This window comes from Pseudonocardia sp. D17, from assembly GCF_036984265.1.
GTDB lineage: Bacteria > Actinomycetota > Actinomycetes > Mycobacteriales > Pseudonocardiaceae > Pseudonocardia > Pseudonocardia benzenivorans.
Map to the genome: position 1 here is coordinate 133,353 of NZ_BPRG01000241.1, position 18,611 is coordinate 151,963.

Here is an 18,611-nt window from a genome sequence, read left to right on the forward strand (position 1 = left end):
TCTGGACAACGGCAACCGGGAAGGGCCCGGCCATCGAGCCGGGCCCTTCCCCCTTTTAGCAACCAACATGAATGAGGATGATGATGGCTAGTGAGCGAGCACTACTCGCTTCGGGCGTGCGTATCGCGCTCGGCCTAATGCCGGAGCTGACGAACGTCAAGCGAGCCGCACGGCTCGGCGTGACTACCCGGACCCTGTACGAATGGAAGAACGGGGCTCTCTCCCCGAGTCCCGAGAACATCGCCCGCCTAGCGGACGCTAGCGGGATGACCGAGGACGACATTCGTAACGGTCGCCTCCCTGCCGGGGAGGCGCGATGAACGAGCGTGAGCTGCTCGTCCGGGGTATCCGCGCGGCTCTCGCACGAATCCCGGGTGACGAACGTACTAGGGCTTCCCGGCTACACGTCGGCCCCGGTGCCCTGCGGTCGTGGCAGGAGGGTAGGGCTCTACCGAATTCCGCTGACCTGGAGTACCTGGCTCTCGTGTCGGGCATGACCGTTCAGGAAATCGAGCGCGGAGGCCCGGAAGAATGAGGAACGCCGATCAGTCGCCGTGCGACTGTCGACCACCGCATGCGGGACTCGCCCGCTTGCTCGCCGCTGTCTGCCAGGCCCTGGCGATCGTTGTCCTGGTCGCCGGCCTAATGGCCTGGCCGTGGTTCGATGACCCGATGTTCGCCGCTACGGGCGGCGCTGGATTCTTCGCCCTCACCTGGGCTAGCGGGATTCTCGACCGTGCTGGTCGGTCGCCAGGAAAGGCGCCCGATGCCGAAGCGTGAGCCCCGGTTGAGTGACCGTATCCGAGCGCGTCTAGATGAGATCGCGTTCTGGGCGCGCGTCGTCGCTACGGACGACGCTAACGCGGTGCGAGCCGTCCGGGAACGGCTCGGTGCTCCGGACCCTCACGGACACCCGCTCGGAGTGGATCGGGCGACCGCACCGATCCACGACAACCCCCGGGTTGACAGGACCGACGATGCACCTACGTGAGTACGACGCTCAGAAGCGCGGGCTCGACCGGCTCATGTTCGCCGTGCTCTACCCCCGGCTACGCCCGTTCCTGACGGCCCCGTTCAGCGCGGCTAGTGCGGCGCTGAACCCGGTAGAGCTGACCGTGCTACTCGCACGGACCGTGCTCGATTTTCAGTTCCGTTCGGGGTCTCTCGCCCGGGAGTTCTACGACTCCGAGCGTGAGCGTGTGACGGGCCTTCCGGGCCGTCACGACTTCTACGTATCGACCACGCGGCCAGAGTTTGTGACCCGGACGCTCGGCCTGGTCGTCGGGGAGTTCGAGGAACGGCTAGAGATGGCTTTCTCCGATGACCCGGTACCGGACCGGCCCGATCCCGAGACCGAGATCGGGAAGGTCATCTCTCACTCGGTGACTCTCGCGTCGCACGGTGAGCGGGCGACGGTGAAGGACGCTGTCCGCTCCGATCCAGCGTGTCTCGGCTGGGCCCGGGTCGATCCGGAACCGCCGTCGTGCGGGTTCTGCACGATGCTGATCTCCCGGGGCCCCGTATATAAGACGGCTGAGACCGCCGGGGACGAACGGAACGTCTTTCACCCTAACGACACGTGCCGAACGGTGCCCGTGTTCGACTCGAACGACTGGTCGGGCCGGGCCGCTTTTGAGGCGGCCCAGGATGCCTACGCCACTGCGAGCCGTGAGGCTCGGGAGACCGGAGAATCCGTGACCGCGATTCTCGACCGACGCCGTAGGCGCTGACACTAAGGAATAACAATGACCAACGGACCAGACCCTAGGGCCGCTCGGGATTTCGCCGAGTGGCTACGCAACAGGGAACACTACCCGGACCGTGAGAAGAACACGGTCCCCGACGACGAACACCAGCACACCCCATCATCAGACTTTGCCGCGTTCCTACGCGGCCAGATCGAAAGGTAAGAAATGGTTAACGGTATCGGAGAGATTCGCACGTCCGACCAGGACCAGGACCTGCCGCTCGTTTCGGTAGGGGCCATCTTCGACAAGGACCCCGACGCGCCCGCTGTTCTCGACGGGACCGACTTTACGGCGGTCGCGATCTTCAACGTTCGTCGACGTCGAGAGATTCTGGCGGCCGTCGAGCCGTACGGGGTCACCCGTTCCGAGGAGCTGACAGCGGCCCTGGAGCTTTACAACACGCTAGAGTCTGGCTCTCTGATCGGGACACCGATCCCGCCGAGCGCGTACTCTCTGACCGCAGAGACCGCGGGTGACGCTCTACGCGACTTTATCGACAAGAAGGTACGCAACGAAGCGGGACAGGAGGTCCTACGCGCGTTTGTCCTGGACGCCGGCCGTCGCCTTTCCGAGGCCTTTAGCGCGAACGTAGACGCCGTTTTCGGAGCGAAGAAGCTCCGTTCCGAGTTCGACCGACTAGCCGCCGAGTTCGTAGAGCTCTACCCGATCGTTAAGGGGCTGCGATCACTCAGCGAGGCAGCAGAGGCAGACACGACCGGGCAGACGCTAGGCGCCTGGCACCGTGCCCGTTCGGTCGTCGGTGAGCTGGACCGGATCACGGACATGATCGTGGAGTACGCGGCTCCCCTCCCGAACACACTTAAGGGCGCCCCTAAGGGAGCGCTCGGCGCTCCGCGCGTACTGACGATCGGCGTTGACCCCGGACCCGGCTATCAGAGCCGCCTATTGGAGGTCGGATTCGACGGCCCGCGCCTGGCGCACCGGGTCGACTATCAGTGGTCCAACTACGGGCCCGCCCTGGAGTCAGGCTCCACGCTGAGCCTGCCCGTAGATCGTGAGGCATGGGCGGACCGTGCTCACGCGTACCGCGTGGGCTAGGCACCCTCGGTGCCCCCTCCCCCTCGGAGGGGGCAGGCCCGTACAGCAGCAGATCGAGGACGAACACGGATCGATCAACACGGATCGTTCTCTCGGCTCGACGGCGGCACGCGGGCACGGACCCGCGTGCCCAGGGGGGATTACCCCGCCCCCGGGGTTCCCCGACCGCTGTGTACTGCGTCCCTCGGAGGCGGTGCCTGGCATAGCAGCACCGGTTTTTCAGACACCTAAGGAAAAGCTATATGAACGAACCGACCCCGGCGGACCTTGGTCCGGCCGGAACGGACCTGTGGGAATCGGTCGTCTCGACCTGGGAACTACGCCCGGACGAACTCGCGATCCTGCACGAAGCGGCACGGACTCGGGACGTTATCGACACGCTCACCGACGGCCTGGTCGGTGAGCCATTGACGGTCCGGGGCTCTATGGGCCAGGAGGTCGTGCACCCGCTCGTTGCTGAGCGGAGGTTCCAGGCGGGCCTACTCGCGAACTTGCTCGGCAAGCTGAAGCTGCCCAACGCGGTCCCCGACACCGAGCTAGGGACCGTCTTCACTGACGGTCCTATGACCCGCTCGGAGGTTGGCCGTAAGGGCGCTCAGGCCCGATGGGGTAGGCAGCGTGGCTACGCATAAGACAGCGATCTCAACGGCTCGAACGGGGCTCCGAGAATATCTCGCCGACCGGCTCCGGAACGAACAGGAAATGCTCGGACGGCGCGGCGCGCTGAACACTAGTTTCGGGCGTCTCGTCTGGTCCCGCGTACGCCGGCCCGAGCGTATCGAAGCGCTCGAAAACGGTGAGCCCGTGACTGTCCGGGGCTACGAGATGGCGCCAGCGCTCGGCCCCGATGATCGTAGGCGATTGAGCCTGTTCGGCACGTACACACTGACACCAGAAGGACTATTGGAATGACTCTACTCACCCGGCCCGGACGCGAGTCCGTGGTGTTGTATCCGGAAGTCTCCGAGACGGACTCGGACGGGAACGTCCGGACACGCCCGTCCGATACGGGCGTGCCTAGCTCGGCGACGATCCAGCCGCTCGGGTCGTCGGACGACGATAAGGACGGCGCTTACGCATCGGAGTCTCGTTACCGGCTACGCCTACCGAGGAACGCGCCCGTCCTGGGCGCTCAGTCGGCCGTGGAGTGGCGAGGCGATCGTTACGCGATCGTCGGGGACGCTCGGGTCTACAACGGCTCTCGCCGGACGGCTCACGTGGACTACGTGATCAGCCGTGGGTAGCAGCGTACGCGTATACCCGGCCCGACGAGTGAACAGGATCGTCGCTACTCGCCCGGTCGTTAAGGAAGCGGTGAACGCTGCGGCGGACAAGATCGGCGTCTCGGCCCGGCGCCGTCTAGCGGCGCACCGGTCGTCCGGTACAGCGAAGATCGAAGTCAAGCACTCGGCTCCCGGTCCTCACGGGAGCCTGGACGCGGAGGTCGCCCTGGTCGACCGTAACGCGCTCTCGATCGAATTCGGGCACGTGCACAACCGGTCCGGCCGTTGGGTGAACGGTCTGTTCATCGTGACCGGTGCCGCGCGGGACGCAGCGGCCCGCTGATAGTGACCCGACGCCCGTCGGGTCACGGCAGAGAACACTAACAACTAAGGAGAATCACTATGACCATCACGGAATACCGCGGTTTCGTCGCTCAGCTCCCGCAGAATTACGACATCATGGCGCGCCTAGCGCGGGCCATCAACGTGGACGGTATGGCAGTCACTATCTCACCCGTGACCGTCCTGGCGTACCTGAACGGCTGGGCGGACGTTCCGTTCACCGTGAGCGATCCGCTATCCGGTCCCGACGAAGAGAGTTGATCGTTGCTCCCGGCACTGACCGATCGGACGTCCCAGTACGTCCGGCCGCCACGACCGGAACCCGAGGAACCCGCGGAATGCTCGTTGTGCGGTCGGGTATCAAAGAATGCTCTCGGTTTCGACCGGCACCTACGCGGGTGCCGGTCGGCCCATGGATTGGATACGGACTATCTAGATGATTAAGGAAACGCTCGCCGGCCTACGCCGAGCGGTCTGGAAGATTCACCTCTACGCCTTCGATCGTGGGTGGTGGTGACCGTGGCTATCGGAATACCGTTCGGTCCCCCGACCGAACATTCCCGAGAGTTCGAGCAGGCGCTAGACGCTCTGCTCGTGTCGTTCCTGCGGTACAACGATTACCCGACGAGCGACCGCCTGTTCGAGCTACGCGAGGACCTGGCCGGGCTGACAGAAGCGGCAGAACGGCTCGACCAGGATTACAGCGACCGGTACCCGCTGAAGCGGGACGAACGAACCGGACAGTCCGCCAAGAACTAAAGACTGTCAGCGGCCATCTCAGGGCCAGGAATAGCTATTCCTGGCGCTCCGTAGCGAGTTGCCGTAGCCGCTCCCGGACCCGCTCGACGTTCCAGCGTGCGTGACCCCCGGGGCTCACAACGTCCGGGACCAGGACCCCGGCCTGTCGGTACCGCTGGATCGTCCGGGCCGATAACCCGAGCACGCGCGCCAGCTCGGCGCTCGTGACTAGCGGCACGGGGCGCCCCGTGCCACTCATGGTGTCCCGACCGTGGTCGGGATGCGGCGGTCCGACACGCGATCACGGTAGGTGCCCGGCGCCCCGGACCGGGCGCCGCTGGCGGGGTTGTCGCGACTGGCGGGGTTGGCGGAGTATGGCCGGGTGATGACCGAACTAGCCGCGCTGATCGCCCGCGACCCCGGGATGGCCGAGCGCCTGATCCGTGAACACTCGAACCAGGACGGGCACTGCCGGGTCTGTTCGTCGGGCGGTCAGTCCGGCCGCTACGCCTGGCCGTGCAGCATCCGTCGGGCCGCCGAGACGGCCCAGGACCGCATCCGCAGGTAGATCGGTGTATGTCGACAGTACAGCGCGTACTCGACCGTGCTCATCCCGGCGTCGTCGGCGAGCAGCCGACGGGCCCGGCGCAGCAGGGCGGTCCGGAACCGCACGGGAACCCGCGGGGGCGGCAGCATGCGGGACATCGCGCGGGACATCAGTCGGGACATGGTGTTCTCCTTCTCGGGTGTGGAACCGACCGGACGGGTCGGGCGTGTGCACGGCTCACCACCGGGCCAGGGCGTCGCCGGCGAGCCCCACGACGACGGGGGCGATGCCGAGCACGAGGAACGCGGGCAGGAAGCACAGCCCCAGCGGGCCCGTGATCGTCACCGCGGCACGTTGGGCGCGGGCGCGGGCGGAGTCGACGGTCTCGGCGCGCAGCCGCTGTGCCTCGGTCCGCGCGACGTGCGCGATGCCGGCGCCGGTCGCGGCGGACCGCCGGGCCGCGCGGGCGAAGGCGACGAGGGCAGGTCTGCCGTCGACGGCCTGCCAGGCCTCAGCCGGATCGGCGCCCAGCTCCAGCAGTCCCGCGACCCGACGCAGGGCACGCCCGCTCGGTCCGTCCAGCTGCGCGGCCCCGGCCTCGACGGCCGTCGACACGGGCATCCCGGCTTCCAGGCACACGGCGAGCAGCTCCCAGCCGGCGGCGAGTGCGGAGGCGCTCTCGTCGGCCGCGGGCGCGCCGCTGCGCCGGGCGAAGACCACCAGCCCGGTCCCGACGACGAGCGCCACCACGGCTCCGGTGACCGTCCCACCGACGAGCAGCCCCGCCGCGCCCGCCGAGACACTCCCGGCGACGGCCCAGCGCAGGCGCAGCGGCGCGGGCGACGGCACGGTGCGCAGCACAGGATCGCGTCGCCCCAGCGCGCGCAGCCGCGCGCGGCCGACATGCGGGTCGGTGGTGACGAGGGCGGCCGCGCCGACCAGCAGCGCGACGGCGACGAGCGCGGTCATCGGGGCACCGCCGCCCGCAGGATGTGTTCCGACCACGCCACGCCGGCGGCCGTCAGCAGAGTTCCGCAGCCGAGCAGCAGGGTGCCCAGGAGACCGTCGCGCAGGACGCCGAGCGGGTCGGCCCCCATGAGCTGGCCGAATGCCAACCCGAGCAGCGGCAGCAGGGTCAGCACCGTCGCCGTCGCACGCGGGCCGGCGAGCTCGGCACGCACCCGGTTGCCGAACTCGACGCGCCACCGCAGGTCGGCGGCCACCGCCGCGAGCACCGTGGCGAGCGGGACGCCGTGCCGGTCGGAGAGCGTCCACGCCGCGGTGACCCGGTCGACGTCCGCGGCGAGCCCGGCGGGCGCGGCCGCGCGGGCCAGCGCGGTCGGCACCGTCTCACCCAGCTCGGCCGCGGCGAGGGCGGGCCGCAGCGCCGCGCGGGCGGCGGCACCGTCGGCGTCGATCCCGGCGAGCGCGGCGCCCGGATGGGCTCCGGCCCTGAGCTCGTCGCAGATGCGGGCCAACGCCTCGGCCAGCTCGAGCCCGGCGACGGCGGCCGCCGCGTCGGCACGTCGGCGGCTGCGCCTGCGCAGCCAGGTCGAGCCCGCGACCGTCCCCGCGAGCGCGCCGCCGGGGCCTGCGACGACACCGGCGACGACCGCCGCGGCGACGACGGCCCACAGCGCGGGGGTGGGCCGCGGCAGCCGTCGGCCCACCGTCTGCGACGAACCGCCGAGCACGTGACGCAGCCGGGCCGTCGGGTGCTCGGACGGCAGCACCGCGGCGGCGGCCGCGAGTGCGGCGAGCGCCGCGCTCACCACGGCGGCACCGTCCCGCGTTCGGCCAGCAACGCGCCCAGCCGGGCGCGTCCCTCACCCCAGCCCGCAGCTCGGGTCCACGCCGGGGACAGCGCGACGAGGCCGTCGCGACGGTCGAGCACGCCGACACCGTCGAGGACCCGGCGCCCGTCGCGGCGGCTCATGTGCAGCACGACCTGCACCGCCGCACCCAGCTGGCTGTGCGCGGTCGGCGGGCTCATCCCACCCAGCGCGGCGAGCGCCTCGATCCGCGCCGGCACCTCCGCGGCGGAGTTGGCGTGCACGGTGCCGGCGCCGCCGTCGTGCCCGGTGTTGAGTGCCGCGAGCAGGTCACAGACCTCCGCGCCGCGCACCTCGCCGACGACCAGCCTGTCGGGGCGCATCCGCAGCGCCTGGCGCACGAGGTCGCGCAGCGCGACCCCACCCGCGCCCTCGATGTTCGCGGGCCGCGCGACGAGCCGCACCACGTGCGGATGCCGCGGCCGCAGCTCCTCCGCGTCCTCGACGGTGACCAGCCGTTCCGCGGGATCGGCCGCGGCGAGCAGGGCGGCGAGGATCGTCGTCTTGCCGCTGCCCGTCCCGCCGGAGACCAGCATCGCCAGCCGGGCCGCGACCACCGAGCGCAGCAGCGCCTCGCCGGTCGCGTCGAAGGTGCCCAGCGACGCGAGCGAGCCGAGATCGTGGGCAGCGGGCCGCAGGACCCGCAGCGACAGGCACGTCCCGTCGGCGGCGACGGGCGCGAGCACCGCGTGCAACCGGACCCCCGCGTGGGGCAGCCAGCCGTCGACGCAGGGGCTGGCGTCGTCGAGCCGGCGGCCGGCGGCGAGCGCCAGGCGTTGGGCCAGCCGCCGGACGGCCGCCTCGTCGGGGAACGTGATCGGGCTGCGCTCCAGCCCGGCGCCCCGGTCGACCCAGACGGCGCCGCCGCTGACCAGCACGTCGGTGGTGCGGGGATCGCGGAGCAGACCGTCGAGCGGGCCGACGCCGACGAACTCCTGGCGCAGCGTGCGCAGGGCGGCGAGGGTGTCGAGATCGGAGACGACACCACCGGCCTCGGCCCGGATCGCGGCGGCCACGGCCGCGGCGGTGGGCTCACCTCCCGCCTCGGCGAGCCGGGACCGGACGCGGTCGACCAGCGCGGTCACGACGTCCACCCGCTGCGGCTGAGCCGGGCACGGTCCTGCAGCTCGGCGAGCAGGACGGCGGCGGCGTCGGCGAGCGGGCCCCGGTCGGCGGGTGGGAGCCCGCGCTCGAGGCGGCGGTCCAGGTCGCTCTGCGTCCGCATCGCGACCAGGAGCGGCACGTCGAGGGTGCGGGCGACGTCGTCGGGGGTGATGCCCTGGCTCGGGCCGCGCACGACCAGGCCGACCGCGCAGGCGTGCTCCGCGAGCACCGCCGTGACGCGGGACGCCGCGGCGCAGGCCCGCACGTCGGCCGGGACGACGAGCACGGTGAGGTCGGCCCTGGCCAGGGCGGTCGCGCCGGCCTCGGTGGGCTGGCGCGGCACGTCGCACACCACGGTGTCGCCCGCGCGCCGGCCTGCGTCGATCACCGCACGCAGCCCGGCGGCTCCGGGGCCGGGCCCGGTCCGGTCGCACGAGAGCACCGACAGGGTGCGGTCGCCCATCGCGGGGAGCGCCTCGTGCAGCGCGGCGGCGGGGACCCGACCGTCCATCACCGACAGCTCGGGCCAGCGCACCCCCAGCACGTCCTCGGCGCCGAGGAGCAGGTCGAGACCGCCGCCGAGCGGGTCGCAGTCGAGCAACAACGTCCGGCGCCCGTCGCGAGCGGCGCGCAACGCGACGGCCGCGGCGAGGGTCGATGCGCCAGCGCCGCCGCACCCGCCGGTGACGGCCAGCACGGCTCCCGGTGGCCCGCCGCCCTCGCAGGCCTCGGTGAACGCCGTGACCATCCACAGCTCGCCCTCGGGCAGCTCGACGATGTTGGCCGCGCCCGCCCGCAACCCGAGCTGCCACGCGTGCGGCGGCGGCGTACCGGCCGTGACCAGCACGATGCCGTCGCGGCGGGGGAACGGGAACCGGGCGCACCGCTCCGCGGCGGCGACATCGACCACGACCATCGAGGCCGCGGCCCACTGGCGGCGGGCGTCGGTCGGGTCGATCGCGCGGTGGACCTCGGCACCCGCAGCGGCCGCGAGCCGCAGTACGGCGTCGAGCAGGTCGGGATCGTCGACCATCACCAGTGCCCGTCGCGCGTCCATGGCTTCGCACCTCCCGTCGGCGCCGTCGGGTGGCGGCGCGCTGTTCGTCGCCAAGCGTGTCGGCCGCGAGGCTCGTGAGGGGCGATGCACAGACGACTGTGGACAGCTCTGTGGAGTTGTGGACTGATCGTCGGCGAGGTGGGTGTGGACGGGCGGATCGTCGGTGGCGCCTGGCACGATGCCGCGGGGACCACCGGCCCGGGCGGCCCGCCACACCGCGGTGCACGAATCCCCGCCTGCGCCGCAACGGGATCCCCGCGCCGGCTCGCCCGGACATGGGACGACCCCCGCCAGGGGGGAGTGGCGGGGGTCGTCGTTGGGTTCAGCCCCGGGGGGTCGAGCTGAACCACGGGCCCGGCGCGCGGGCCGGGTCAATCGTAGCCGGATCCGGGCCCCGATGTGTGTTCCTCTCGGGGATGTGCTTCACCCCGTCGGCGGACGGTGCCGCGCGGCGTGACGCGGGGTCGTCACGTTCATCTGGCAAGCTCCCGCGACGTGCCGGGACCGCCTCCTCACGTGCCGACGTCGGCGGCCTTCTTCGACCTCGACAAGACGATCATCGCGGGATCGAGCGCGCTCGCGTTCAGCCGGCCGTTCCGCAGCCACGGGCTCATCGGCAGGCGGGCCGTCCTGCGCAGCGTCTACGCCCAGATGATGGTGCTCGCGTCGGGCGCGGACGCCGACACGATGGACATGCTGCGCAAGCGCATCACCGCACTGTGCGCCGGCTGGGAGGTCGAGCAGGTGCGGTCCATCGTGGCCGAGACCCTGCACGAGATCGTCGAGCCGCTGATCTACGCCGAGGCGGCGGACCTGATCGCGGAGCACCACGCGGCGGGCCAGGAGGTCGTCGTCCTCTCGGCGTCGGGGCTGGAGGTCGTGGAGCCCATCGCCGCGCTCGTCGGGGCCGACCGCTGCTTCGCGACGAGGATGACGGTGCGTAACGGCCGCTACACGGGCGAGATCGACTACTACTGCTACGGCGAGCACAAGGCCGAGGCGGCGCGGACCATCGCCGCCGAGTGCGGGTACCGGCTGGCCGACTGCCGGGCCTACTCCGACTCGATCACCGACCTCCCGCTCCTCGCCGCGGTCGGCCATCCGACCGTCGTGAACCCCGACCGGGCGCTGCGCCGGGAGGCGGAGGAACGTGGCTGGCCGATCCTGACGTTCGCCGATCCGGTGACGCTCGGCTCGCGGTTGCGGGTGCCGCGAGCGACGACGGTGGCGGCGGTCGGGGTCGGCGCGGTCGCTCTCGCGGGAGTCGGGCTGATCGGCCGCCGGTCGTGGCTGCGGACCCGGCGCTGAACAGCGCGAACATATCTTGATACTGACCGGAGCGTGTGCGGTGCAGCCGCCAACCGGGTTCCGTAGGACCCCCTTTCGTCACCCGGAGTTCGTCTCACGGTGCACCCGATCCGACCCTTGATGTGCCTGCCGTCACGCACTACAAATGAGGTCACGGACCCCGGTCGGCCAGGGGCGGTACGGCAGAGAAGTAACCGTCCCCCCCGAACGGGCTCCGGGCACGAGCGCCGGGCACTCCACGCACAGCACGCCGCGGGAGGCATGTCGTCGTGGGCCTGCGTACCGGGACGCCGGACGCCGAGGCCGGAGCACGACACGTAGTGCACGCCTGGATCCTGGATGGTCGTGCGAGGAGGGCGGTACCCGCGAGGGTGCCGCCTTTCTCATGTCCGGACCCCGACGGACCAGTGCCTGGCCAGCGGACCGGACCGGTGCCTGGTGGACCGGACCGAACCGGTGCGTGGCCGGCGGACCGTGCCGGGTCTCAAGCCCGCGACTCCGCGATGGACGTCGCTTCCCGCGCGCCCGCCTCCCACTGCGCGCAGCAGTGCAGCACCCAGGTTCCCACGCCCTCGGCGCCGCCTGCGGCGAACGCGGCCGCGGCGCTCCGGTACTCCGCGAGCCGGCGCAGGTGCCCGACCTCCGGCACCACGAGGGACTTGGGGTCCAGCCCCGACGCGGTGGCGGCCAGCCGCGCGGCGGCCCGGGCGACCACCCCGTCGGCGGTACCGAAGGGCGCGAGTGCGAGCAGCTCGCCGTGCACGACGGCGACGAGGACGGGCGCGGGCACGGCCGTCGCACCCGTCACGAGGTCGGCCAGCAGCGACAGCCGGTCACCGGTCCCAGGGCGCGGCCTGCCGAGCTCATCGGGATGGCGCGGCACGGGGACCAGGTCGGCGGCGGCCAGGACGTGCAGCCGGGCGAGCGCCTGCAACGGGGAGGACTTCCACACCGGTACGAGCCGGGCGTGCTCGTCGGCCACCCGAACGGCCCCGGCGAGCAACGGGTCGGATACCAGGTCGGAGGTCGTCGGCGTCAGCGGCGCCCCGTCGATCGCCGCCGACGCCCGCGCCCCGCGCAGCGCGCCCTCGGCGGCGTTCGCGGGGAAACCCCGCCGGTTGGCAGGATGGTTGTGCACGGCGACGACGGCGTCGCGGACCCGGCCGACGGCGTCGGAGACACCTGGCAGGGTGACGAGGGGGGCCAGCGGGTCGGCGGTCGGGGACGGTGCCACCGGCACATGCTGTCACCCGGCCCGGGCCGAACGGGTCACGCGGTGTGGTCCCTGTCCCGACGGACAGTGCGCCCCTGTCGTAACCGACGGTGCGTCGCGCGCCCGCGCGCACTACCGTTCGGCCCGATGACGGTGACGTCGTCCGCGGCCCGCTGCGCCCGGAGCGACGCCCGGAGCCACGAGGAGGACCTGAGGAAATGGCCGAGTCCGGCGCCACGTTGAGCAACCTTTCCCACGAGGACCGCACCTTCCCGCCGAGCGAGGAGTTCGCCGCCCAGGCGAATGCGACGGCGGAGTGGTACGACCGGGCCGACGCGGACCGCGAGGCCTTCTGGGCGGAGCAGGCCGACCGGCTGACGTGGTCGAAGAAGTGGGACTCCGTCCTGGAGTGGGACGCCCCGTTCGCGAAGTGGTTCGTCGGCGGACAGCTCAACGTCGCCTACAACTGCGTCGACCGGCACGTCGAGGACGGTCACGGCGACCAGGTCGCGTTCCATTGGGAGGGCGAGCCGGGCGACACCCGCACGATCACCTACGCGGACCTGCAGCGCGAGGTCTGCAGGACGGCCAACGCGCTCACCGAGCTGGGCGTGGGCAAGGGCGACCGGGTCGCGATCCAGCTGCCGATGATCCCCGAGGCCGCGTTCGCGATGCTGGCCTGCGCGCGGCTGGGCGCGCTGCACAGCGTCGTCTTCGGCGGGTTCTCGCCGAGCGCGCTGCGCTCGCGCATCGAGGACGCCGAGGCGAAGCTGCTCATCACCTCCGACGGCCAGTACCGCCGCGGCAAGCCGGCGCCGATGAAGGAGAACACCGACCAGGCGGTCGCCGACACCCCGACGATCGAGCACGTGCTCGTCGTGAAGCGGACCGAGACCGACGTGCCGTGGACCGAGGGCCGCGACGTGTGGTGGCACGACATCGTCGACCGGCAGCCCGACACCCACGAGTACGAGTCGTTCGACTCCGAGCACCCGCTCTACATCCTCTACACGTCGGGGACGACGGGGAAGCCGAAGGGCATCCTGCACACCTCGGGCGGCTACCTCACCCAGGCGGCCTACACCCACCACGTCGTGTTCGACCACAAGCCGGGCGAGAGCGTGTACTGGTGCACGGCCGACATCGGCTGGGTGACCGGGCACAGCTACATCGTCTACGGGCCGCTGGCCAACCGGGCGACGTCGGTGATGTACGAGGGCACGCCGAACACCCCGCACGAGGGCCGGCACTGGGAGATCGTGCAGAAGTACGGCGTCACGATCTACTACACCGCGCCCACGTTGATCCGCACGTTCATGAAGTGGGGCAAGGAGATCCCGGAGAAGTACGACCTCTCCTCGCTCAGGGTGCTGGGCAGCGTCGGCGAGCCGATCAACCCCGAGGCCTGGATCTGGTACCGGGAGAACGTGGGCCGCAACAACTGCCCGATCGTCGACACCTGGTGGCAGACCGAGACCGGGGCGATCATGATCTCGCCGCTCCCGGGCGTCACCGCGGCGAAGCCGGGCTCGGCGATGCGCCCGCTGCCGGGCATCAGTGCCGAGGTCGTCACCGAGGAGGCCGAGCCGGTCGGGCCCGGCGGCGGTGGGTACCTGGTGCTCGACAAGCCGTGGCCGGCAATGCTGCGCGGCATCTGGGGCGACGAGGAGCGCTACCGCGAGACCTACTGGTCGCGGTTCGCGAAGCAGGGCTACTACTTCGCGGGCGACGGCGCGAAGTACGACGACGACGGCGCGATCTGGCTGCTCGGCCGCGTCGACGACGTCATGAACGTCTCCGGGCACCGCATCTCGACGACGGAGGTCGAGTCCGCGCTGGTCTCCCACCCGACGGTGGCGGAGGCGGCGGTCGTCGGCGCGTCGGACCCGACGACGGGCCAGGGCATCGTCGCGTTCGTCATCCTGCGCGGCGGGGTCGCCCAGGACGAGGCGAAGGGCGCCGACGCCATCAAGGCGCTGCGCGACCACGTGTCCAAGGAGATCGGGCCGATCGCCAAGCCGCGCCAGATCATGGTCGTCGAGGAGCTGCCCAAGACCCGGTCCGGCAAGATCATGCGTAGGCTGCTGCGTGACGTGGCGGAGAACCGGGAGGTCGGCGACGTGACGACGCTCGCGGACTCGTCGGTCATGGATCTGATCTCGGCCGGCCTGCAGGAAGGAAAGGGCGACGACTGAGTCACGATGGCCGCTGGCGAGGCTCGGCTTCCTCACCATCGGCCTCTTCGACGGTGCGGACCCGGGGCCGGGACACGAGAACACGCTGCGGACGATCGAGCTGGGCGAGCAGCTCGGGTTCGACAGCGCCTGGCTCCGGCACCGTCATCTGCAGTACGGGATCTCCTCGCCCGTCGCCGTCCTCGCGGCGGCGTCACAGCGCACGCGGCGGATCGAGTTCGGGACCGCCGTGACGCCGCTGGGCTGGGAGAACCCGCTGCGGCTCGCGGAGGACCTGGCGACGGTCGACCTGCTCTCGGGCGGTCGGCTGAACCCGGGGGTGAGCGTCGGCCCGCCGCGCAACCTCGACGCGGTCCGCGAGGCGCTGTACCCGGGGGTCGACGAGGACTTCGGCGACGCGCGTCTCGTCCGGCTGCTCCGGCTCGTCGCGGGCGAGCGCGCGAGCACGTTCTCCGGCACCGAGGGGTTCGAGGTCTACTCCGAGCGGGTCGAGCCGCACTCGCCCGGGCTGCGGTCGCGGATGTGGTACGGCGCGGCGAGCCTCGGCTCGGCACGCAGGGCCGGCGAGCTGCGGATGAACCTGTTGACCAGCAGCGTCGTCCGTGCGGAGGGCAACGAGGCGGCGGGGTTCGCGGCCATCCAGCGGAGCCAGATCGAGGCGTTCCGCCAGGCGCATCCCGACGGCGAGGCCGCGCGGGTGTCGCAGGGGCTCGTCGTCGTCCCGACCGACTCGGCGACGTCCGAGCAGCGCGCGAAGTACGAGGCGTACGCCGCGGCGCGGACCCCGCGCACGGCGCGCCCGCAGGGGCCGGCGGGAATGCTGTTCGCCCGGGACGTCGTCGGCCCGTCGGAGTGGATCGCCGAGCAGCTGCAGGCGCACGCGGCCTTCCAGCTCGTCGACGAGGTCGTGTTCGCCCTGCCGTTCAGCTTCGAGCCCGAGGACTACGTCCAGATCCTCACCGACATGGCGACCAAGCTCGGTCCGGCGCTGGGCTGGTCCCCGGCCGGCTGAGCGGTCCGGACCCGCGGGCTCCTCGGGCTCAGCCCGCGGAGTGCAGCCGGGCCAGGAGCGCGTCGGCGTCGGTCGTCCGGAGCATGTCCAGCGCCATCCGCGCGTAGCGACGCCCGATCTCCGCGGGGGTGATCGGCCCGCCGGGCCGGTACCACTCCGGCAACGACGTGCACATCGACGTGATCGCGCGCGCCGACAGCTCGGGGGAGGCCGTGGTGAACGCGCCCTCGGCGACACCGGCCTCGATGCACGCCTCGAGGCGCTTGCGTTCGGCGTCGCGCAGCCCGCGGATGCGGGCGTCGTCCGCGGGTTCGAGCGAGCGCATCTCGGCGGCGAGGATCAGCGCGAACGCCCAGCGCTGTGCGTGGTACTGCGCCGTGCACTCGACGAGCAGTGCCACCCGCTCGGCCGCCGTCGTCCCCTCCTCGGCCGCGGCCCGGGTGCGCCACGCGAGGTCGGTCATCGCCTCGTCGAGCAGCCGGACCAGGATGTCGTGCTTGCTCGTGCAGTAGTGGTAGATGCCGGAGACGCTCATGCCCGCCGCGTCGGCGATCGTGCGGACGGTCGCGCCGTGGTAGCCGGTCTCGACGAACACGGCCAGCCCGGCCAGCAGCACGGGACCGATCGGGATGGGCTCGTAACGCCGCCAGTCGACGGCTCCGTCGGAGCGGGTGCCGAGCTGGGAGTAGATGCGCCGCAGCTCGTGCAGGTTGGTGGGCTCGGGCGGACCGTCCGCCGGGCCGGGTCCGGCGGGGAGGCTGACGTCGAGCAGGAGTTCCGGTGCGGTGCGGCCGAGCGCGGCCGCGATCTGCTGGAGCCGGGTGTAGGTGAGCTGGGTCTTGCCGTTCTCGACGGCGCTGACCGTCCCGGGACTGACGTCGATGCGCCGGGCCAGCTCGCGCAGCGACATCCCGGCCTCCAGGCGCGCCCGCCGGACGAGCGCCCCGGCGTCGGCGGGTGTGGTTGCGGACCTGGCGGCGGTGCCGCCTGCGGTCGCCCGGCCGGCGGCGTCCGGCGACTCGGGTGTCGCGTGCACCGTGCGACCGTAGTCGATCGTTCGGGTCGCCGCGTCCGGCTCGTCCGGTGGTGTCATCGCGTCGGGTCAGGCCGGCTGACCGAGGTGGAAGCCCCCGTCGCAGTGCACGGTCACCCCGGTCACGTAGTCGGAGTGTGGGGACGCGAGGAACAGGTAGGTGGGTGCGACGTCGGCAGGCTCGCCCGCCCGGTTGAGCGAGCGCGGCGGGAGTGCGCGGCCCGCCTGCAGGTCGGGGTAGTCGCGGGTGAGGGCGGTGACGGCGACGGGGCAGACGGCGTTGACGGTGATCTGGAAGGGGCCCAACGCCTTGGCCGCCGACCTCGTCAGCCCGAGGACGCCCGCCTTCATCGCGCTGTAGTGCGCGTTGGAGCCCTGCCCGCGCACGGCCGAGATCGACGCGGTGTTGACGATCTTGCCGTAGCGTCGTTCACGCATGCCGCGCGCGACGTGCTGGATCAGCACGAACGTGGAGCGCAGGTTGACCGCGTACATGGCGTCGAGCGAGTCGAGGGTGATCGCGTCGAAGTCGGTGCGGCCGGTGATGCCCGCGACGTTGGCCAGCACGTCGATGCGGCCCATGCGGTTCTCGATCCCGGTGACGGCCTCGATCGTCGCTGCGGCGTCGGAGAGGTCGAGCGGGACCCGGACGGTCTCCCCGCCGGCCTCGTCGATCCGGGCGGCGACGGCCTCGAGCCCCGCGGCGTCGCGGTCGACGAGGGCGACGCGTGCGCCTGCCGCCGCGTAGCGCACGGCCACCTCCGCGCCGATGCCGGCGGCGGCGCCGGTCACCACCGCGACCTTGTCTGCGAGCACGTCATCACCTCGTCGTGGAGCACGCTGAGTGTTCAGGCTATCTGAACATTGACTCTCGTGACCAGGGTCATGGTTTGGTAAATACAGCCTATTGACATGCGGGTGACCGGTGCCGCAACCTACGTCGCACACCGAGTGAGCGCACGACCGACGGAGCTGAACAGGCGCGCGGGGTGCGGTCGGCCGTCTGCGGAGCCAGGCGCGGCAGCCACCCGGTGCATCCACGACGGGCCCGGCGGACGGGCCTCGCAGCGGCTCGTCCCGAGGGGGAAACGGCGTGAAGTTCGGACTCTTCAACATCGGCATGTGGCACGAGTCGCAGAGCCAGGAAGAGGTGTTCCGCAACATCAGGGAGCAGGCAGTTCTCGCCGACCGGCTCGGCTACGACTCGGTCTGGCTGGGCGAGCACCACTTCTCCCGGCACGGCATCCTCGCCGACTGCCTCGTCCAGGCCGCCGCGATCGCGTCGGTCACCGAGAAGGTCCGCATCGGCACCGGGGTCGTCGTCCTGCCGTTCCACAACCCGGTGCGGCTCGCCGAACAGGCGGCCATGGTCGACATCCTCAGCGACGGCCGGCTCGACCTCGGCGTCGGCGTCGGTTACCAGCGTCGCGAGTTCAACGGCCTGAACATCCCGATCGACGAGGCCCGGGCCCGTTTCCGCGACAACCTCGACGTGGTCCTCAAGTGCTGGCGCGACGAGATCCTCGTGCACGAGAGCCCGTACAACACCTTCCGCGCCGAGGACGCGATCGAGGTCTTTCCGAAGCCCGTCCAGAAGCCGATGCCGCTGTACCAGGCCGTGTCGATCACCCCGGAGAGCATCGAGTTCGCCGCGAGCCGGGGTGTGCCGGTCATGGTGGGCGGCCCGACCGACGTGCTGGGCCTCGCGCCGCAGGTCATCGAGTACTGGCGCACCAAGATGGTCGAGCACGGCAACGACCCGACGGGCGTCGACATCCCGTGTGCGAAGGGCGTCTACGTCGCCGAGTCCGACGAGCAGGCCGCCGCCGACATCGCGGCCGTCGACGAGTTCTGGGACCTCAAGCTGCTGCAGAAGTTCGGGTCGCCGATCAGCCCGTCGGGCGAGCTGCCGCCCGGCTACGAGCGCTGGGCCAACCGCGTCAAGGAGCACGAGAAGAACGCCCTCGACCCGAACCGTGCCGGTACCCCGCCGCTGATCGGCTCGCTGGAGACGGTGCGCGAGAGGCTGCGGCAACTGCGCGACTCGGGCGTGAACTACATCTTCGGCCAGTTCGGCCTGCCCGGGATGCCCGAGGCGAAGATCCGCCGGTCCGTCGAGCTGTTCGCCGAGCTGTTCGAGGAGTTCCGCGACCCCGCCGACGCGCCTGCCGCCCAGGTCCACGTCCCCGCCTGACACCGG

General features: G+C 71.4%; 20 protein-coding genes. 12 read left to right on the forward strand and 8 right to left on the reverse strand.

All coding sequences use genetic code 11. The features are described from left to right. Positions 1 to 137: 137 nt before the first annotated feature. The 7 genes from PSD17_RS35545 to PSD17_RS34150 all read left to right on the forward strand — a co-directional run bounded on the left by PSD17_RS35545 (position 138) and on the right by PSD17_RS34150 (position 5,131). Entirely contained in the window at positions 138 to 320 is a 183-nt protein-coding gene (locus PSD17_RS35545; RefSeq protein WP_445261052.1) for a helix-turn-helix domain-containing protein, read from the forward strand. 657 nt (positions 321 to 977) lie between these two features. After that, a complete protein-coding gene (locus tag PSD17_RS34125) occupies positions 978 to 1,730 on the forward strand; it encodes a VG15 protein (RefSeq protein ID WP_339126244.1) in 753 nt (250 codons plus the stop codon). 183 nt (positions 1,731 to 1,913) lie between these two features. Next, positions 1,914 to 2,807 carry a hypothetical protein gene (locus PSD17_RS34130; protein ID WP_339126245.1) on the forward strand — a complete coding sequence of 298 codons (894 nt, stop codon included), beginning with the start codon at positions 1,914 to 1,916 and terminating at the stop codon, positions 2,805 to 2,807. Between the two features lie 242 nt (positions 2,808 to 3,049). Then, complete coding sequence (locus PSD17_RS34135; protein WP_339126246.1) at positions 3,050 to 3,439, forward strand: hypothetical protein; 390 nt, start codon at positions 3,050 to 3,052, stop codon at positions 3,437 to 3,439. A 640-nt stretch (positions 3,440 to 4,079) separates the two neighbouring features. Beyond that, a complete protein-coding gene (locus PSD17_RS34140) occupies positions 4,080 to 4,373 on the forward strand; it encodes a DUF5403 family protein (protein ID WP_339126247.1) in 294 nt (97 codons plus the stop codon). A gap of 59 nt (positions 4,374 to 4,432) precedes the next feature. After that, on the forward strand, positions 4,433 to 4,633 hold the full coding sequence (locus tag PSD17_RS34145) for a hypothetical protein (RefSeq protein ID WP_339126248.1): 201 nt from the start codon (positions 4,433 to 4,435) through the stop codon (positions 4,631 to 4,633). Between the two features lie 252 nt (positions 4,634 to 4,885). After that, positions 4,886 to 5,131 carry a hypothetical protein gene (locus PSD17_RS34150; RefSeq protein WP_339126249.1) on the forward strand — a complete coding sequence of 82 codons (246 nt, stop codon included), beginning with the start codon at positions 4,886 to 4,888 and terminating at the stop codon, positions 5,129 to 5,131. A gap of 34 nt (positions 5,132 to 5,165) precedes the next feature. Here the strand turns inward: PSD17_RS34150 and PSD17_RS34155 are convergent, their stop codons facing one another. Beyond that, the gene (locus tag PSD17_RS34155; protein WP_339126250.1) at positions 5,166 to 5,369 is read right to left on the reverse strand and encodes a MerR family DNA-binding transcriptional regulator; all 204 of its coding nucleotides are present in this window, start codon (positions 5,367 to 5,369) and stop codon (positions 5,166 to 5,168) included. 126 nt (positions 5,370 to 5,495) lie between these two features. Between PSD17_RS34155 and PSD17_RS34160 the strand changes: the two genes are divergently transcribed. Next, positions 5,496 to 5,678 carry a hypothetical protein gene (locus tag PSD17_RS34160; protein ID WP_339126251.1) on the forward strand — a complete coding sequence of 61 codons (183 nt, stop codon included), beginning with the start codon at positions 5,496 to 5,498 and terminating at the stop codon, positions 5,676 to 5,678. A 216-nt stretch (positions 5,679 to 5,894) separates the two neighbouring features. Here PSD17_RS34160 and PSD17_RS34165 read toward each other — a convergent pair whose 3' ends face one another. Genes PSD17_RS34165 through ssd form a run of 4 tightly spaced genes read right to left on the reverse strand, consistent with a single transcriptional unit; the run spans position 5,895 to position 9,650 of the window. Beyond that, entirely contained in the window at positions 5,895 to 6,626 is a 732-nt protein-coding gene (locus tag PSD17_RS34165; RefSeq protein WP_339126252.1) for a type II secretion system F family protein, read from the reverse strand. Further along, a complete protein-coding gene (locus tag PSD17_RS34170) occupies positions 6,623 to 7,432 on the reverse strand; it encodes a type II secretion system F family protein (RefSeq protein ID WP_103380472.1) in 810 nt (269 codons plus the stop codon). Before PSD17_RS34170 ends, PSD17_RS34165 begins: the two co-directional genes overlap by 4 nt. Beyond that, positions 7,426 to 8,574, reverse strand: a complete 1,149-nt coding sequence (locus PSD17_RS34175; protein WP_339126253.1) for a TadA family conjugal transfer-associated ATPase — start codon at positions 8,572 to 8,574, stop codon at positions 7,426 to 7,428. Before PSD17_RS34175 ends, PSD17_RS34170 begins: the two co-directional genes overlap by 7 nt. Continuing rightward, positions 8,571 to 9,650, reverse strand: coding sequence for a septum site-determining protein Ssd (ssd, locus tag PSD17_RS34180; protein WP_339126254.1), 1,080 nt, complete (start codon positions 9,648 to 9,650; stop codon positions 8,571 to 8,573). The genes PSD17_RS34175 and ssd overlap by 4 nt, the downstream gene beginning before the upstream one ends. A 495-nt stretch (positions 9,651 to 10,145) precedes the next feature. Here ssd and PSD17_RS34185 point away from each other — a divergent pair, with 495 nt between their 5' ends. Further along, the gene (locus tag PSD17_RS34185; RefSeq protein ID WP_445261050.1) at positions 10,146 to 10,958 is read left to right on the forward strand and encodes an HAD family hydrolase; all 813 of its coding nucleotides are present in this window, start codon (positions 10,146 to 10,148) and stop codon (positions 10,956 to 10,958) included. A gap of 484 nt (positions 10,959 to 11,442) precedes the next feature. Here PSD17_RS34185 and PSD17_RS34190 read toward each other — a convergent pair whose 3' ends face one another. Then, complete coding sequence (locus tag PSD17_RS34190; RefSeq protein WP_339126256.1) at positions 11,443 to 12,198, reverse strand: oxidoreductase; 756 nt, start codon at positions 12,196 to 12,198, stop codon at positions 11,443 to 11,445. Positions 12,199 to 12,389: 191 nt separating this feature from the next. On the opposite strand from PSD17_RS34190, the gene acs reads away from it, so the two are divergent. Then, the gene (gene acs / locus PSD17_RS34195) at positions 12,390 to 14,366 is read left to right on the forward strand and encodes an acetate--CoA ligase (protein WP_013672620.1); all 1,977 of its coding nucleotides are present in this window, start codon (positions 12,390 to 12,392) and stop codon (positions 14,364 to 14,366) included. Positions 14,367 to 14,379: 13 nt separating this feature from the next. After that, positions 14,380 to 15,378 carry an LLM class flavin-dependent oxidoreductase gene (locus PSD17_RS34200; protein ID WP_103380466.1) on the forward strand — a complete coding sequence of 333 codons (999 nt, stop codon included), beginning with the start codon at positions 14,380 to 14,382 and terminating at the stop codon, positions 15,376 to 15,378. A gap of 28 nt (positions 15,379 to 15,406) precedes the next feature. Here PSD17_RS34200 and PSD17_RS34205 read toward each other — a convergent pair whose 3' ends face one another. Continuing rightward, positions 15,407 to 16,414, reverse strand: coding sequence for a helix-turn-helix domain-containing protein (locus PSD17_RS34205; protein ID WP_199796486.1), 1,008 nt, complete (start codon positions 16,412 to 16,414; stop codon positions 15,407 to 15,409). 66 nt (positions 16,415 to 16,480) lie between these two features. Further along, positions 16,481 to 17,227, reverse strand: coding sequence for an SDR family NAD(P)-dependent oxidoreductase (locus PSD17_RS34210; protein ID WP_158703273.1), 747 nt, complete (start codon positions 17,225 to 17,227; stop codon positions 16,481 to 16,483). 277 nt (positions 17,228 to 17,504) lie between these two features. Here PSD17_RS34210 and PSD17_RS34215 point away from each other — a divergent pair, with 277 nt between their 5' ends. Continuing rightward, positions 17,505 to 18,605, forward strand: coding sequence for an LLM class flavin-dependent oxidoreductase (locus PSD17_RS34215; protein ID WP_103380464.1), 1,101 nt, complete (start codon positions 17,505 to 17,507; stop codon positions 18,603 to 18,605). Positions 18,606 to 18,611: the final 6 nt, after the last annotated feature.

Excerpts from the sequence above, each read along its gene's own strand:
- PSD17_RS35545 (WP_445261052.1), top strand. The coding sequence starts at position 138 with ATGCCGGAGCTGACGAACGTCAAGCGAGCCGCACGGCTCGGCGTGACT.
- PSD17_RS34125 (WP_339126244.1), top strand. The coding sequence starts at position 978 with ATGCACCTACGTGAGTACGACGCTCAGAAGCGCGGGCTCGACCGGCTC.
- PSD17_RS34130 (WP_339126245.1), top strand. The coding sequence starts at position 1,914 with ATGGTTAACGGTATCGGAGAGATTCGCACGTCCGACCAGGACCAGGAC.
- PSD17_RS34135 (WP_339126246.1), top strand. The coding sequence starts at position 3,050 with ATGAACGAACCGACCCCGGCGGACCTTGGTCCGGCCGGAACGGACCTG.
- PSD17_RS34145 (WP_339126248.1), top strand. The coding sequence starts at position 4,433 with ATGACCATCACGGAATACCGCGGTTTCGTCGCTCAGCTCCCGCAGAAT.
- PSD17_RS34155 (WP_339126250.1), bottom strand. The coding sequence starts at position 5,369 with ATGAGTGGCACGGGGCGCCCCGTGCCGCTAGTCACGAGCGCCGAGCTG.
- PSD17_RS34160 (WP_339126251.1), top strand. The coding sequence starts at position 5,496 with ATGACCGAACTAGCCGCGCTGATCGCCCGCGACCCCGGGATGGCCGAG.
- PSD17_RS34165 (WP_339126252.1), bottom strand. The coding sequence starts at position 6,626 with ATGACCGCGCTCGTCGCCGTCGCGCTGCTGGTCGGCGCGGCCGCCCTC.
- ssd (WP_339126254.1), bottom strand. The coding sequence starts at position 9,650 with ATGGACGCGCGACGGGCACTGGTGATGGTCGACGATCCCGACCTGCTC.
- acs (WP_013672620.1), top strand. The coding sequence starts at position 12,390 with ATGGCCGAGTCCGGCGCCACGTTGAGCAACCTTTCCCACGAGGACCGC.